General features: G+C 67.3%; 13 protein-coding genes and 1 pseudogene. 2 read left to right on the plus strand and 12 right to left on the minus strand.

Annotation, left to right across the window (positions count from 1 at the left end):
* Positions 1–2: 2 nt before the first annotated feature.
* A complete protein-coding gene (locus ABH900_RS08150; protein ID WP_429622389.1) occupies positions 3–950 on the minus strand; it encodes a nucleoside hydrolase in 948 nt (315 codons plus the stop codon).
* Positions 951–1,100: 150 nt separating this feature from the next.
* Here ABH900_RS08150 and ABH900_RS08155 point away from each other — a divergent pair.
* A pseudogene (locus ABH900_RS08155) lies at positions 1,101–1,292 on the plus strand (hypothetical protein); the annotation flags it as partial.
* A gap of 87 nt (positions 1,293–1,379) precedes the next feature.
* Here the strand turns inward: ABH900_RS08155 and ABH900_RS08160 are convergent.
* The 9 genes from ABH900_RS08160 to mdcA form a co-directional block, all read right to left on the minus strand.
* The gene (locus ABH900_RS08160) at positions 1,380–2,099 is read right to left on the minus strand and encodes a GntR family transcriptional regulator (protein WP_429622390.1); all 720 of its coding nucleotides are present in this window, start codon (positions 2,097–2,099) and stop codon (positions 1,380–1,382) included.
* 56 nt (positions 2,100–2,155) lie between these two features.
* A complete protein-coding gene (locus tag ABH900_RS08165; RefSeq protein WP_429622391.1) occupies positions 2,156–3,523 on the minus strand; it encodes an SLC13 family permease in 1,368 nt (455 codons plus the stop codon).
* A 104-nt stretch (positions 3,524–3,627) separates the two neighbouring features.
* Complete coding sequence (mdcH, locus tag ABH900_RS08170) at positions 3,628–4,548, minus strand: malonate decarboxylase subunit epsilon (protein ID WP_429622392.1); 921 nt, start codon at positions 4,546–4,548, stop codon at positions 3,628–3,630.
* A complete protein-coding gene (mdcB, locus tag ABH900_RS08175; RefSeq protein WP_429622393.1) occupies positions 4,545–5,402 on the minus strand; it encodes a triphosphoribosyl-dephospho-CoA synthase MdcB in 858 nt (285 codons plus the stop codon). Before mdcB ends, mdcH begins: the two co-directional genes overlap by 4 nt.
* On the minus strand, positions 5,399–6,040 hold the full coding sequence (mdcG, locus tag ABH900_RS08180; RefSeq protein ID WP_429622394.1) for a malonate decarboxylase holo-[acyl-carrier-protein] synthase: 642 nt from the start codon (positions 6,038–6,040) through the stop codon (positions 5,399–5,401). The genes mdcB and mdcG overlap by 4 nt, the downstream gene beginning before the upstream one ends.
* Complete coding sequence (gene mdcE / locus ABH900_RS08185) at positions 6,033–6,743, minus strand: biotin-independent malonate decarboxylase subunit gamma (RefSeq protein WP_429622395.1); 711 nt, start codon at positions 6,741–6,743, stop codon at positions 6,033–6,035. The genes mdcG and mdcE overlap by 8 nt, the downstream gene beginning before the upstream one ends.
* A complete protein-coding gene (locus tag ABH900_RS08190; protein WP_429622396.1) occupies positions 6,740–7,642 on the minus strand; it encodes a biotin-independent malonate decarboxylase subunit beta in 903 nt (300 codons plus the stop codon). Before ABH900_RS08190 ends, mdcE begins: the two co-directional genes overlap by 4 nt.
* Positions 7,639–7,959, minus strand: coding sequence for a malonate decarboxylase acyl carrier protein (gene mdcC / locus ABH900_RS08195; protein WP_429622397.1), 321 nt, complete (start codon positions 7,957–7,959; stop codon positions 7,639–7,641). Before mdcC ends, ABH900_RS08190 begins: the two co-directional genes overlap by 4 nt.
* A 10-nt stretch (positions 7,960–7,969) precedes the next feature.
* On the minus strand, positions 7,970–9,613 hold the full coding sequence (gene mdcA, locus ABH900_RS08200; RefSeq protein WP_429622398.1) for a malonate decarboxylase subunit alpha: 1,644 nt from the start codon (positions 9,611–9,613) through the stop codon (positions 7,970–7,972).
* A gap of 198 nt (positions 9,614–9,811) precedes the next feature.
* On the opposite strand from mdcA, the gene ABH900_RS08205 reads away from it, so the two are divergent.
* Positions 9,812–10,288, plus strand: a complete 477-nt coding sequence (locus ABH900_RS08205) for a hypothetical protein (RefSeq protein WP_429622399.1) — start codon at positions 9,812–9,814, stop codon at positions 10,286–10,288.
* 150 nt (positions 10,289–10,438) lie between these two features.
* Here the strand turns inward: ABH900_RS08205 and ABH900_RS08210 are convergent, their stop codons facing one another.
* The gene (locus ABH900_RS08210) at positions 10,439–12,631 is read right to left on the minus strand and encodes a TonB-dependent siderophore receptor (protein WP_429622400.1); all 2,193 of its coding nucleotides are present in this window, start codon (positions 12,629–12,631) and stop codon (positions 10,439–10,441) included.
* 334 nt (positions 12,632–12,965) lie between these two features.
* Entirely contained in the window at positions 12,966–14,678 is a 1,713-nt protein-coding gene (gene mqo, locus ABH900_RS08215; protein WP_429622401.1) for a malate dehydrogenase (quinone), read from the minus strand.
* Between the last annotated feature and the right edge of the window lie 34 nt (positions 14,679–14,712).

The following is a 14,712-nucleotide window of genomic DNA, read 5'->3' on the forward strand; positions in this document are numbered from 1 at the left end:
GGTCAGACCTTCAGGGTCTGCTCGATGTCAGCCAGTACAGCGGCCGCATCCACGCCGATGGCGACCGACTGCAGCACATGGCCATCCCACACGCTGGGGCCGAAACCCATGCCTTCCGGCTTGGGAATGGTCATGCCGCGGGCGACGCCGTCGGTGGCCACGCGCACGCTGGCGCGCTCGAACTGGAACAGCTCAGGACGGGTCAGCGCGATGCAGGCGCAGCAGTCGTGCACGACCATGCCCTTGTGCCCGGCCTGCAGGTAGAAGTCCACGTAGTCCTGCGACAGCGCACGCACCAGCTCGGCATCGGCGCCACCGATCGCGGCGAGCGTGTCCAGCCCGTCACGGTTCATTTCCACGCGGGTGGTCACGTCCAGGCCGATCGCGGTGACTGGCCAGTTCGTGGTGAACACCACGTCGGCTGCTTCTGCATCGCCCCAGATGTTGGCTTCGGCCGCCGGGGTGATGTTGCCGTTGACGTGGAAGGCACCGCCCATGATCACCACGCCGCGCACCAGGCCGGCGATGTCCGGGGCCTGCTGCAGGGCCAGTGCCAGGTTGGTCATGCGGCCGACCGCGACCAGGGTCACTTCGCCCGGATGGGCGCGGACCAGGTCGATGATCAGCTGCGCGGCCGTACGCGTATCAGCGGCCACATCCAGCTGGGCCGGCACCGGGTGGTTGCCCAGGCCGTTGTGGCCGTGGATGTGCACCGGCCACGCTTCCGGAGTAGCTTCCGGCTGCAGCGGGCCAGCGGCGCCGCGCGCGACCGGTGCGGCAAAGCCCCAGGTCTGCTTCAGGTACAGCGCGTTGTGCGTGGTCGACTCCACCGAGGCATTGCCGAAGGTGGTGGTGACGCCGATCAGGTCGATCTGCGGGTGCTTGTGCAGGTACAGCAGCGCCAGGGCGTCGTCGACGCCCGGGTCGGTATCAAAAATGACTTTCAGCATGTTCTTGTTCTTCTTCTTCCGTGTGGTGCGGGGGGCGCCGGCGGCCCGAGGGCAGGCCGGTGCGCCCTACATTGTCCCATCTTCATGACAGGCAGGGCCAATGGGGGGGCGGCAGGCCATAATCCCCCCGTCCGGGCCCGGAGTCGCTGCATGCTGATTGTGACCGTCCTGCTGCTCCTGCTGGTGCTGGGCCTGAACCTGGTGGCCACGGTGGTCATCGCCCGGCGCGACGGTCTGCCCGCAGGCGGCCGGGTGGTGCAGCTGCTGCTGGTCTGGGGGCTGCCGCTGGTGGGCGCGATCACGTGCCTGGCGCTGGCCACGGCCGATGGCGCGGGCAACCGCAGGTAGCGCCGGCCATGCCCGGCGGGCGCGCAATGTCGGGTGCCGATACCCCGCCGAGCATGGCCCGGCGCTACCGCAACGGTGGGATCAGCCGCCGCCGTGGGTCGGTAGAGGCGCCGGCACGTTCAACAGCCCGCCCGCCGCCACGTAGGCGGCCAGCGCCTGGCCCTGGCTGAGCAGGTGGCGTTCCATGGTGCGCCCGGCGGCGGCGGCATCGCGACTGCGGAAACACTCCATCAGCTCACGGTGCTCGGCCAGCGACTGCGCAGTGCGGCCGGGGGTCAGCAGCTGGCGGCCACGGTGCATCTTCAGGATGCGGTGCAGATCGTGGGTGATGCGGATCAGCCACGGATTGCCGGCGTAGAGCTGCACGGTTTCGTGGATGAGGTAGTTGTTGCGGTAGTACTCGGCGATGTTGCCCTCGGCCGCAGCAGTCTCCATCGCGGCGTGCAGGTCTTCCAGCTGCTGCACCCCGGCGTCGTCGATGTGGGTGACCGCCTCGTGGGCGCAGCGTCCTTCCAGCATCGCCATCACCGGGAACAGCTGGTTCAGGTCTTCCAGGGTGAGCCGTGTGACCCGTGCGCCACGGCCAGCATCGATCTGCACCAGACCCTCGGCGGCCAGCAGCTTCAGCGCCTCGCGCAATGGCGTGCGGCTGATGCGCAGTTCCTCGCACAGCACCGGCTCGTCGATCCACTCGCCTGGCGGCAGGCGGTAATCGTAGATGCGTTCGCGAATGTGCTCTGCCACCTCTTCGTACAGAGGGGCGCGCTTCTTCGGGGACCGTGGAGCAGGGGCGATGGCCATACGCGAAGTGTAACGCCAGGTAGTGCCGGCCGCTGGCCGGCACGCCCGGATGGCGATTACATCCAGCCCGGCACCACGAACACCAGCCAGGCCAGCAGCGGCCCCAGCGCCACCACCAGTCCGCTGTAGACCAGGAAACGGCGGAACAGGGTCTCGCGTTCTTCCTTTGCCGCCGATGCCACCACCAGCGCGCCGTTGGTCGAGAACGGGCTGACATCGACGATGGTGGACGACACCGCCAGCGCGCAGATCACGCCGGCCGCACTCAGGTGGCCCCGCATCAGGAACGGCACCGCCAGTGGAATCGTCGCGCCCAGCACCGCTGCCGAAGACGCAAAGGCCGAGACGATGCCACCTACGTAGCAGACCAGCAGTGCACCCAGCAACGGGATGCCGATGTCGGACACGCCATTGCCGATGAAGTCCACTGCGCCGGCCTGCTCCAGCACACCGATGTAGGTGACCACGCCGCAGATCAGCAGCACGGTCGACCAGCTGATGCCGTCCACTGCGCCCTTCTGGCTCTGTGGCGACAGCAGCGCCAGCGCCACTGCCACGGTGATCGATACCAGGCCGACGTTGAGGTTGTAGATCAGCGCGGCTACGCCGAGGCCGAGCAGGCCGACCAGGGTGAACAGCCGCTCGCGGGTCAGACCTACGGCATCCAGCGCGGCCGGGTCGTTGCTGAGCGTGCCGCCGCCGGCCGCGACCAGTGCGCCATGGCCTTCAATCGCGAACTGCCGCGATGATGCCTGCGGGCCGCCGGCCATTGCCAGATCGGCAGTGCCGACCGTGCCGGCTACGCTGATCGAACCACGACGCATCAGCGCGATGCCACCGAAGGCGACGAAGCAGATGATCGCCATCATGAGGTTGAAGCCGAGGCTGGTGAGGAACACCGCCATCTCGGTCACTTCCAGTCCGGCCTTCTGCACCACGCCATTGGTGATGCTGCCGTAGACGCTGATCGGCGAAAAACCACCGGCCTGTGCGCCATGGATGACCAGCAGGCCCATCATCAGCGGGTTGATGTTGTACTGCTTGGCAAAGCGCAGTGCGACCGGGCCGATGATCGCCACCGCGGCCGGGCCGAGCGCGCCGAACGCGGTCAGCACCGCCGTGATGACGAACATCACCCACGGAATGGCCACGATATGTCCACGCACCGCTTTCACCGCCCAATGCACCAGCAGGTCGATGGTGCCGTTCTTCTGCGCGATGGCGAACAGGTAAGTGATGCCGACCAGGGTCAGGAACAGATCCCCCGGAAAGCCAGCGAGGACGTCCTTTCCTCCCATGTCGACCCACAGCCCACCGACGATGAAGGCCAGCGCGAAGGCGACTGCCCCCATGTTGATCGGCAGTGCCGTGGCGACGATGAACATGATCACCAGACCGATGATCGTTGCGATTTGTGGACTCATGCGCCCTCCCAGACACGTGACTCACGTACAGCGCGGATGGTGACCCGCCATCCCGGGGTAAGGCGACGTACTGCGTGTTGCGTGATACGTACTGCTCGAACCCGTTACCGCAGCCGCTCCAGCGCATTGCGGACCCAGGCCGCTGCGCCTTCAAGGCTCTGGAATTCCTCCACCGCGCGCACCTCGCAGCACGGATAGTCGGGCGCGACCATGCGCGCCAATGCGTTGCCCGGACCCAGCTGCAGGAATACCCGCGCGCCGCGCTCGAAGGCCTGGCGCATCACCTGCGACCATTCGATGGTCTGTGCCAGCTGTGCCGACAACGTATGTACAACCGCCGCGCGATCACGCACCGGACGTGCGTCGATGCCGGCCAGCACGGGCAGTCGCGGCGCCTGAAGTGGTGTCGCTTCGAGGACGGTGGCAAAAGGCAGCACCGCGCCGGCCAGCAGCGGCGTATGCGCGGGCACATGCACGGGCAACGGGCGGATGTCCGCGCCGTATGCCCGGGCCTTCGCCGCCAGTACATCCAGTGACGACTGCGGACCACCGACAATGAAATGGTCGTGGCCATTGGCGATGGCGATGAAGGCGCCGTTCGAATCGCACAGCGCTTGCAGAGCAGGGCGATCCAGCCCGAGTACGGCCTGCAGTCCGCAATGGGCGGGACTGGCGGCATCCATCAGCTGTGCACGCTGTGCGGCCAGCGCCAGGCAGGTGATCGGATCGACGCTGCCGGCGATGGCCTGTGCGGCCAGCTCGCCGATGCTGTAGCCGGCAATCACCGTGGGGGCGGGTAATGCATCGCGCAGGCACTGCCACTGTGCGAGGCTGGCCGCGCACAGCAGCGGCTGCGCCTGCGCGTTGTCGAAGCGGTCGTCGGCAGCTGCGGCGGCGAACACATCGAGGCCCAGCAGCGCGCCCGCAGCGTCCAGCACCGTGCACGCTGCGGCCACGTCGCGCACGCGATCAAACATTGCCGCATGCTGCGCGCCTTGCCCCGGGCAGAGCAGGGCCAGGCTCATGCAGCCTCCTGTTGCAGCAGGAACATACTGCAGGCCAGCAGATCGGCGCTGCCACCGGGGCTCAGGCGGCGCGTGACGAAGTGCTTGCCGACATCACGCAGCCGCGCCTGCCAGTCGGGTGCGAAGGCACCGCCGCCGGCAAGGAAACCACGCGCCTGCTGCTGTGCCCAGTGCAGGCCGTCGGTGCCGCCACGGTGCAGCAGATTGAGATCGTCCACCTGTGCGATCAGGTGCATCAGGGTCTGGCACATCGCGGCCTCGCGCGGCAGCCCACTGGCCAGCGCGTGACGCAGGGTCGGCAGGGCCAGTCCGCGCAGCACGGGATAACCGGCGGCTGCCTGTTCGCGTACCCCGGGCACACCGTGTCGCGCGCGCGCGCGCTGGCCAGGGCTGCCGGCATCCAGTGGCGCGCTGGCGAAGTCGGTCGCCCAGTGCTGCACGGCCAGGCAGACCTGTGCAGCAGAACCCGCATGTCCGTGCAGTTGCCGGCAGCGTGCCGCCGCCGCCACCAGCAGGCCGAGGCTGAAGATCGCGCCGCGATGGGTGTTGATGCCGCCGGTGGCACGCAGCATCGCCGCTTCGGCGGCGATGCCGCATTGGCGCAACGCATCGAACCGTGCATCCAGGGCGCCGATGCGGGCGACGGCGGTGAAGTAGTGGCGCAGTGCGAACAGGCTGCGCAGGAACGTGCCGGCATCCATGTCGTGGTGGCTGCCGCTGTCGAAGGGGGTGACCAGCCCCGGCTTGGGTGCGCAGGCCAGTTCGGCGTGCAGGCTGGCGATGGCCAGGCGGCCCAGTCGCGCGCTGTCCACGGCAGGGACGGGTGCGGCGACGCGCTGCGCGATGGCCTTCATGCACCCACTCCGACAGCGTTGAACAGGGTGTCGCGCAGTTCCAGTGCAGCACCTTCAGTGCGCTTGACCAGCACCTGACGGCTGCCTCCGGCATATTCGCGCCAGTTCACCGCGCCACCATCGGCCAGGCACAGCTCGCCATCGACGCGGCGCGCCTGCGTGCCTTCCCAGTTCTGGAGGTGTTGGACCAGCGTGTCGGCCTGTGCGGTGTTGCTGATCTGCCACAGCAGATCGATGTCCGAGCGCGGATGCACATACGGCAATCCGCTCAGATGTTGCCAGGCGAACGCGCCGAACACGCGTGCCGGTGCAAGCCGCTGCATCGCCTGCAGAGCACCCCGCCAGTCGTCGGGCACGCCCCTGGCAAGGACCTCATCCATCGCGGGCGGTGGCTGCAGCAGGCGCACTTCGTGTGCAGCCACGCGCAGGGCCACGCGCAGCCTGCCCTCGCTCGGCGGCAGCGGCACGCCCAGGCGCAGGCGTGGGTCGGGATCATCCACGGCACGCCGCGCCACCATCGCCGGCAGGCCCTGCGCGAACCACGCCGCCAAGCGCGGTTCCTGCGCGGGCAGATCGGCACGCCAGGCGGCAGTGGCCGACAGCCAGGCCAGCGTATGGCGGGCAGGGCGGTCAGGCATCGCCGCGGGCCACTGCGTCTGAAACATCCGCAGCCAGCGTCCGTCCGCCACGCTGTGCACCCAGCGCCGCGCGCGCGTCGCCCTCGGCAGGCGTACGCAGGGCCTGCAGCAGATGCTGGGCGAGGTCGCCCTCCCACAGCGACTCCACCGCACCCATCGCCACGTAGTTCTCCACCCCCGGCGCGAACACCGGCGAGGTCTGGCTGAGCGCCTGCAGTTTCTCCAGCGGCTGCTTGATCACCCGCGCCATCGCGCGCAGGTCCATGACCCGCACCTGTGCATCAGGCAGGGCATGGATGTGGTCGGCCATCAGCCCGAACGACAGGAAACCGCCACTGACCGATTCACCGTAGACCAGTGTGACCAGCACAGCGCCGCGGCGGCGCGCCAGATCCAGTGTCTGCGCCAGGTGGGCGAAGCAGCCGTTGATGCCGAGCAGTTCGTCGCGGCGTGCCAGTCGCTGGCCGGCGGTATCGACCAGCATCACGATCGGCCGCTGTGGATGCGTGGCGGTGCTGGCCAGCACCGCGTCGGCCAGCACCAGCGCATGGTCCACGCCCACTTCCAGCTTGTCGGTGGTACCGATCACGGTCACTTCGCCTGCATCGGTGCTCGCGCTGCCGGTCAGCACCGAATCGTTCACCGCAACGGTATGGCCGCGTGGAAACAGGGCGTCGAGCAGGTCATTCAACGGCCGCGTCATGGCATGCTCCGATCGGCGGTGACGGTGAGGAAATCGTCGGTGTCCAGCAGCGGCAGCCGTTCGGGATCGGCGATGCCCTGGCGTGCCCAGATGTCGAGGCTGTCGTGGCAGTCGCCCCAGGCCTGCACGCGTGCGGTCAATGCAGCCTGCTGGGCCTGCAGCGCGGCCAGCGCGGTATCGATGTGGGTGGCTTCCGCGTGCAACGCCTCGAACGCGGCTTGCGCGAAGGCTTCGATGGCGTCTGCAACCAACACCTGCGCCTGGTCGATCAGGTAGCGGTGCTTGCCGCCAGTCACGCGCCAGACCATCGCGCGGTCGCGGGAATCGAACTCTTCCACGCCGCGTACGGTTTCGATCACTTCCGGTCCCGACAGTGACAGCCGGCCCTCCTCGGACATGATCACGCTGGTGCAGCAGCGGGCGACGATGCCCATGCCGCCAAAGGCGCCATTACCGCTACCGATCAGGGCCAGCACGGGTACGCCGGCCGCGCGCGCATCCAGCGTGGCGCGCATGATCTCGGAAATCGCGATCAGGCCGGCATTGGCCTCGTGCAGGCGCACGCCACCGGTGTCGAGCAGCAGCAGCACGCCGTCGGTGCGGGTCGCCAGCGCACGGCGCAGCAGGCCGGTCAGCTTGGCGCCGTGTACCTCGCCCACGCCGCCGCCCATGAAGTGCCCTTGCTGCGCGGCCAGCAGCACCGGCCTGCCGCGCAGCGTGGCTTCGCCGACGACAATGCCATCGTCGAACGCCGCCGGCTGGTCCAGCTGGGCCAGGTGCGGGCTCATCATCCGCCGCGCGGGCCCAACGAATTCATGGAAGGAGCCTGCATCAACCAGGCCGGCAATGCGCTCGCGCGCATCGGCTTCGTAGTAGCTGTTGCGCTGCACGCGGCTCATCGTGCATCTCCGGCACGCAGGGTTTCCACCGCCTGGTCCAGGCGCAGGCTGACCACCGCGGGAGTGGCGCCGGCATCGTTGATCGAGATGCGCACATCGCGTAGCGGATGGCGTTGCGCGAAATCGCCGATCACCGCCTGCCAGACGTTGCCGAAGCCCTGTGCGGCGGTCACGATGCGGACCGTCATCGCGCCACCCAGTGCCGCCGGTTCCAGCAGGATTTCCAGGTTGCCCGAGGCCAGCACGCCGACCAGAACGGCCTCGCGCGGGAACTGCACGGGGGTGCGTCCTTCGAATCGATAGTCCAGGGTTTCCATGTTCAGCCCCTTACCAGTTGCGGAAGCGCTTGGGCGGGTCGTACAGCCCACCGGACCAGCGCACCAGATCCTTCACCGAGCGCGCGGCCAGAAGGTCGCGGCTGGCATCGCGCACGTTGATACCCAGATCATCCGGGCGCCGGATCACGCCACGGTCGCGCAGGTTGTCCACCATCGCGCGGTCGCGGCCGAGGCCGACGGTGGTGTAGCCGGCCACGCCACGGATCGCCTGTTCGCGTTCTTCTGGCGTGCGGCACAGCAGCAGGTTGGCGATGCCTTCCTCGGTCAGCACGTGGCTGACATCGTCGCCATAGATCATCACCGGTGGCAGCGGCATGCCGGCGCGCTCGGCCAGTTCCCAGGCGTCGAGTCGATCGACGAAGGCCGGCGCCATGTGTTCGCGGAAGGTTTCCACCATCTGCACCACCAGCTTGCGCCCGCGGGGCATTTCACCGGGGCGTGCCGCCTGCTGGCCGGCCTTGATCCATGCCTGGCTGGCATGCCGCCGGCCACGCGCATCCGAACCCATGTTCGGTGCGCCGCCGAAGCCGGCAATGCGGTCGCGGGTGGCGGTGGAGCTGTTGCCCTGCAGGTCGATCTGCAGCGTCGAACCGATGAACATGTCGCACGCATACAGGCCGGCGGTCTGCGAGAACGCGCGGTTGGAGCGCATGGAGCCGTCGGCGCCATTGAAGAACACATCACCACGTGCGGCGATGTACTTCTCCATGCCCAGCTCGGAACCGAACGAATGCACCGATCTGACGAAGCCGGATTCAATGGCCGGAATCAGCGCCGGGTGCGGGTTGAGTGCCCAGTGCTCGCAGATCCTGCCCTTCAGCCCGAGTGATTCGGCATAGGTGGGCAGCAGCAGTTCGATGGCTGCGGTATCGAAGCCGATGCCATGGTTGAGCCGGTTCACCCCGTACTCGGCGTAGATGCCCTTGATCGCCATCATCGCCATCAGCACCTGGATCTCGGAGATCTGCGCCGGGTCGCGGGTGAACAACGGCTCGATATGGTTTGGCTTCGGCGCCTGCACCACGAAGTTGACCCAGTCGGCGGGGATGTCGACGCGGGGCAGGGTATCGACGATCTCGTTGACCTGGGCGACGACGATGCCGCCGCGGAATGCAGTGGCCTCCACGATCACCGGGGTGTCCTCGGTGTTCGGGCCGGTGTAGAGGTTGCCGTGGCGATCGGCGGCCTGCGCGGCGACCAGGGCCACGCGCGGGGTCAGGTCGATGAAGTAGCGGCCGAACAGTTCCAGATAGGTGTGGATGGCACCGATCTGGATGCGCCCCTCGGCCACCAGGTTGGCCAGGCGCACCGATTGTGGGCCGGAGAAGGAGAAGTCCAGCTTCGCGGCGATGCCGCGCTCGAACACGTCCAGGTGCGAAGGCAGTGACAGCACCGACTGCACCATGTGCAGGTCGTGTACGCGGGCCGGATCGAGGTTGGCCAGGGCCTGGGCCAGGAAGTCGGCCTGCTTCTGGTTGTTGCCTTCCAGGCAGACCGTGTCGCCCGGCTCCAGCAGCGCGTGCAGCAGTTCGCCTATCTCCTCGGCCGCAACCTGGCGGCCGCGCGCCCACGGCGCGGCACGCTGCAGGCGGTCCTGGCGGCTGCGTTCCAACGTATCCCAGCTCGGGTTCATCGACCGGCGTCCGATTGGTGTTGTGATAATTACGGCATAATTACAGGACGGGATGCAACCTGCAGTGCAGCAAATCCGGGGCTGTAGATCCACGCCTTGCGTGGATGTGCTGCCGGGCGCATTCAGTTTTCCGCTCGGCCCCTGTACGCTCGGTCCCCAAGCGGGCACCGCCCCGCCGTCCAGGGAAGGGAGACCCGCATGGATCTACGGACATTGACCGCCGGCATGGCACGCCTGCGCAGGCTCACCCGCGTAGTGGCCTTCGCAGTGCTGGGGCTCTACGTGCTGGGAATGCTGGTGGGCCAATCGATGAAGGGCGCACCGCCACCGCTGTGGGCATGGGGTCTGCCCGTGTTGTTCGCGGGCGTGGTGTGGTTCGATGCGCGCCGCCTGCTGGCGCGCAGCGATGCGGTGCGCGAGGTCAGCGCATTCGACCAGGCCCGGGAGAAGCTGTCATCGTTGGACGAGGCCGCGCGCGCTGCGCACCTGCTGCGTCTGAAGCGGCGGATGCTGGTGGGCAGCGTGTCATTGATTGCCAGCGTCGTCACGCTGACGCTGGTGCCCGGCGATTACCCGCGTGCGGTTGCCTGGATCTGGCTGTGGCTGTTCGTCAGTGCGTTCATGACGTTCGCCTACTGCGGCGGATTCCTGCTGGCACGCCGCTGGCTGCGGTGATTCGCCGCCGGGCGTGGCCTGGAGTTTCCGCCCTGGATGGATGGGCCCCGGCCCTTGCTCTGGTAGATCCACGCCATGCATGGACGGGGCCCGGCATGGGGCGTAGGAGCGTGCCGACCAACGGTCGGCACCCACCGCTTCCCCAACGCCTCAGAACTTCCAGCGCAGGCTGGCCGACACGAAGCGCGGCTCGCCGTAGTTGTTGTAGTCCAGGTTCGCCCAGTAGCTCTTGTCCAGCGCGTTGCGCACGCTCATCGTCGCCGTCCAGTTGTCGCTGATGCGGTAGTTGGCGTTGAACTGCACCAGCGAGTACGCCGGCTGGTTCACCGTCACCGTGCCACCCAGCGGGTAGGCGATGTTGTAGCCACGCACCTTGCTCTGCCACTGCACGCCACCACCGATGCTCAGGCGCTCGAGTGCGCCGCGCAGCTGCAGCTGGGTGTTGAGCTGCAGCAGGTCTTCGGGCGGATTGGCGTACAGCAGGTCGGTGGCGGCGCGGGTGACCTTGACGTGGGTGTAGCCGGCATTGACCGTCCAGCCCGGCAGGATCTCGCCATTGACGTCCACTTCCCAGCCACGTGCCTTGGTGCCGTTGATGCCGATATAGGCCGAGCTGCCATCGCTCAACGTGCCTTCCGGCACGCTCATGTCGCGCACCGCGTAGTTGTCCTGCTTGGCCTCGAACACGGCTGCGTTCGCCGTCAGGCGGCCATCGAACCACTGCGTCTTGATACCCGCTTCCAGGTTCGAGCCCTGCACCGGCGCCAGCAGGTTGTCATTTCGGTCGCGGTAATTCTGCGGATTGAAGATCTCGGTGTAGCTGGCGTACGCCGACACGTTCGGGGTGATCTCGTAGACCAGGCCCACATATGGGGTGACTTCATCGCTGACCTTGTAGGCGCCGGTGGTGCCGGTATAGGCGCCGGCCGCATTGTAGGAGCGGCTCAGGGTCTGCCAGCGGCTCAGGCGTGCACCGGCGATCAGCGAGAGCGGGTCGGCCAGGTGCAGGCGGGTTGCCAGGTAGACGCCGCTCTGCGTGGTCTTCGCTACGCGGCGCGCGCCGGTGCGGGTGTAGGTCACTTCGGAGATATCGCCATCCCAGCTGAAGACGTTGGGGATGTAGTAACAGCGCTCGCGCCCGCAGGTGGCCCAGTCGCGCGGGTAGTTCAGCGTGAGCGTATTGGTGGTGCCTTCCAGGTCCGACCACTGCGCACCGACGGTGAGGTCGTGGTCGCGGCCGAACAACGGGAACGTGCCGGTCAGGTAGGCGTCGACGTTGCGGCGGGTATCCTTGGAATCGCCTGCGGCAGCGCGCAGGTAGATGCCGGTGCCGGCGGCCGGGTCCGGGTTGCCGGTGCCGTACAGGCGCACGTTCTGCACGTTGCCACGGGTGTAGGCGGTGTTGATCTTCAGCAGCCAGTCGTCGCCGAAACGCTGTTCCAGGTTGGCGAAGGCGGTATTGCTCTCACGCTTCCAGTAGCTCCATTTCGGCGACAGGTTGGTCGAGCGCGCCAGATGGGCGAAGTTGCCCTGGTTGTCGAAGAACGCCACGGTTCCCCAGGTGGATCCCGTTGGGTTGTTGTCCTGGCTCTGGTAACCCAGGGTGATCGTGGTGCTGTCGGTGACATCGCCTTCCAGCACCGCCATGCCGGCCATCTTGTTCTCTTTGTAGCGGTCGTAATACAGCCCACGATCGGTATAGGCGGCGACCACGCGGCTGCGGAAGCGGCCGTCATCGGTCAGCGGCGCGGTCACGTCCGCCTCCATGCGCCGATAGTCCCAGCTGCCCGCGCTGACCGCGAACGAGGCATCGAACTCCTTGCCCGGGCGCTTGCGCAACAGGTTGACCGTGGCCGACGGCACGCCGGCGCCGCTGAGCAGGCCGTTGGCACCGCGGATCACTTCGATGCGATCGTAGAAGGCGGTGTCGTATTCCTGGTTGGTCGAGCCACTGTAGGTCGGGATGCCGTCGACCTGGAAGTCGGTGATGGCGAAACCGCGCGCGTAGTACAGCGGGCGCTGGGTGTCATAGAAGGACACGCTGACGCCGGTCACGGTGCGCATCACATCGTTGATGCTGAACAGCGATTCGTCCTGCAGGCGCTTCAGGCTGATCGCGGTGGCGGACTGCGGGGTTTCCTGCAGGGTGATCGCCAGGCGCGTGGTGCTCGACGGCGGTGCGGACTGTTCGGCGCGAACGCTGACCCGGTCCAGGGTCTTCGCATCGGCGGCGCCATCAGCGGCGGCGAACGCGCTGGGGGCGGCCAGCACGGTCAGTGATGAAAGCAGGGCAGCCGGCAGCAGCGCACGGCGAGGCAGGCGGATACGGAACGTCGGGGACATGGTGGGCTCGAAGCAGGGAGGCGGGGAAGGGCGGCAACAGTCGTCCAGCACCCGGGGCGGCGGCTTCGGGCGTGGTCAGGTCCGTCTGGGGAAGGCGCTGTCACTGCGCAGGATGCAAATGTAAATAATTCTTAACAACATTACAATTCGCGTCGTTGTGCATCGGCTTTCCGGCGTATGGCAGGGCTTTGTGTAGAACCGAGCCCATGCTCGGCTGTTGGCAATCGCGAAGAGCAGCCGAGCGCGGGCTCGGCTCTACCCGCGGGTGGTCGCACAAACGCGAACGGCCACCCGAAGGTGGCCGCCCGTGTGAAGCGAAGAGGCGTCTGCCGGCTTACAGCGCCTGCAGCTCCTCGTTGGCGTTGCGCTTTTCCTTGGCCGCTGCCGGAACCGGCGCCGGCGCCGGTACAGCGGCCGGTGCAGGTGCCGGCGTTGCCGCATTGGCATCCACCGGCACTTCCAGGTACGGCAGGTGCAGGGTCTGGCTGGTCAACGTGCGGATCTCGTTGGTCAGCGCGGCGCTGTCGTTGAGCTTGCGCCCATACGACGGCACGATCTCGCGCAGGCGCGCTTCCCAGCCGGCCTTCATCTCATCGGGGAAGGCCTTGGCCATCAGGTCCAGCATGATCGGCGGCGAGGTCGATGCACCCGGCGAGGCGCCGAGCAGGGCGGCGAGGGTGTGGTCCTTGTCGGTGACGATCTCGGTGCCGAACTGCAGCACCGGTCCCTTCAGCGGGTCACGCTTGATGATCTGCACGCGCTGGCCGGCGGTGACCAGCTTCCAGTCGCCCGGCTTGGCATTGGGGAAGTACTTGACCAGCTCGGCCTGGCGGTCGGCATCGTTCAGGCGCGCCTGGCCCATCAGGTACTGCACCAGGTCCAGGTTGTCCTTGCCCACTTCCAGCATCGGGCCGACGTTGTTGTGGTTGACCGACGAGTACAGGTCCCACCACGAGCCGTGCTTGAGGAACTTGGTGCTGTACAGCGCGAACGGCCCGAACAGGACCACCGGCTTGCCGTCCAGCTTGCGCGCGTCCAGGTGCGGCACTGACATCGGCGGCGAACCGGTCTCGGCCATGCCGTAGGCCTTCACGCCGTGGCGCGAGGTCACGTCCTGGCCCTGGAAGGCGAGGAACTGGCCACCGACCGGGAAGCCGGCATAGTCCCTCGATTCCGGGATGCCCGACATCTGCAGCAGCTTCAACGCGGCGCCACCGGCACCGATGAACACGAAGCGGGCGTGGGTGGTGGTTTCGGTGCCGGCCTTGAGGTCCTTCACCGTGACGTTCCAGCTCTTGTCGGCGTTCTGCCGCAGCGCGCTCACTTCGTGGTTCAGGTGCAGGCTGAAGTTCGGGCTGCGCTGCAGGCCGGTGGTCAGCTGGCGGGTGATCACACCGAAGTTGACGTCGGTACCGAGCGGCATCCAGGTGGCGGCGACCTTCTGCTTCGGATCACGGCCTTCCATCAGCAGCGGCGCCCACTGCTGGATCTGCTTCGGGTCCTCGGAGTACTGCATGCCGTAGAACAGCGGGTTCTTCACCAGCGCCTGCTGGCGCTTGTGCAGGTAGGCGATGTTGTCATCGCCCCAGACGAAGCTCATGTGCGGCGTCGGGTTGATGAAGTCGCTGGGCTGGCTCAGCCGGCCTTCCTTGACCTGGTGCGACCAGAACTGGCGGGAGACCTCGAACGATTCGGCGATGCCGACCGCGCGCTTGGTCTCGATGCTGCCGTCGGGCAGTTCCGGGGTGTAGTTCAGTTCGGCGAACGCCGAGTGGCCAGTGCCGGCGTTGTTCCAGCCATCGGAGCTTTCACCGGCGACGCCGTCGAGGCGTTCGTAGACCTGGATGTTCCAGTCCGGCTGCAGTTCCTGCAGGTAGGTAGCCAGGGTGATGCTCATGATGCCGGCGCCGACCAGCACAACATCGACGGGCTTGTCGTTGCTGGCGGCAGGCACCGAACGTTGGGTCAGCGGCCAGTACAGGAACAGCGCGGCGGCCAGCAACAGCAGCACGAGCAGGGCGAGCAGGGCCTTGCCAAATTTCTTCATGGGGGCGGGATCGTTGGCGGAGGGGAGGGGATCA

It is taken from the genome of Stenotrophomonas sp. AN71, from assembly GCF_050435725.1.
In the GTDB taxonomy this organism is placed as follows: domain Bacteria; phylum Pseudomonadota; class Gammaproteobacteria; order Xanthomonadales; family Xanthomonadaceae; genus Stenotrophomonas.

Excerpts from the sequence above, each read along its gene's own strand:
- mdcE (WP_429622395.1), bottom strand. The coding sequence starts at position 6,743 with ATGACGCGGCCGTTGAATGACCTGCTCGACGCCCTGTTTCCACGCGGC.
- mqo (WP_429622401.1), bottom strand. The coding sequence starts at position 14,678 with ATGAAGAAATTTGGCAAGGCCCTGCTCGCCCTGCTCGTGCTGCTGTTG.
- mdcC (WP_429622397.1), bottom strand. The coding sequence starts at position 7,959 with ATGGAAACCCTGGACTATCGATTCGAAGGACGCACCCCCGTGCAGTTC.
- ABH900_RS08210 (WP_429622400.1), bottom strand. The coding sequence starts at position 12,631 with ATGTCCCCGACGTTCCGTATCCGCCTGCCTCGCCGTGCGCTGCTGCCG.
- mdcH (WP_429622392.1), bottom strand. The coding sequence starts at position 4,548 with ATGAGCCTGGCCCTGCTCTGCCCGGGGCAAGGCGCGCAGCATGCGGCA.
- mdcA (WP_429622398.1), bottom strand. The coding sequence starts at position 9,613 with ATGAACCCGAGCTGGGATACGTTGGAACGCAGCCGCCAGGACCGCCTG.
- ABH900_RS08160 (WP_429622390.1), bottom strand. The coding sequence starts at position 2,099 with ATGGCCATCGCCCCTGCTCCACGGTCCCCGAAGAAGCGCGCCCCTCTG.
- mdcB (WP_429622393.1), bottom strand. The coding sequence starts at position 5,402 with ATGAAGGCCATCGCGCAGCGCGTCGCCGCACCCGTCCCTGCCGTGGAC.
- ABH900_RS08150 (WP_429622389.1), bottom strand. The coding sequence starts at position 950 with ATGCTGAAAGTCATTTTTGATACCGACCCGGGCGTCGACGACGCCCTG.
- ABH900_RS08205 (WP_429622399.1), top strand. The coding sequence starts at position 9,812 with ATGGATCTACGGACATTGACCGCCGGCATGGCACGCCTGCGCAGGCTC.
- ABH900_RS08165 (WP_429622391.1), bottom strand. The coding sequence starts at position 3,523 with ATGAGTCCACAAATCGCAACGATCATCGGTCTGGTGATCATGTTCATC.
- ABH900_RS08190 (WP_429622396.1), bottom strand. The coding sequence starts at position 7,642 with ATGAGCCGCGTGCAGCGCAACAGCTACTACGAAGCCGATGCGCGCGAG.
- mdcG (WP_429622394.1), bottom strand. The coding sequence starts at position 6,040 with ATGCCTGACCGCCCTGCCCGCCATACGCTGGCCTGGCTGTCGGCCACT.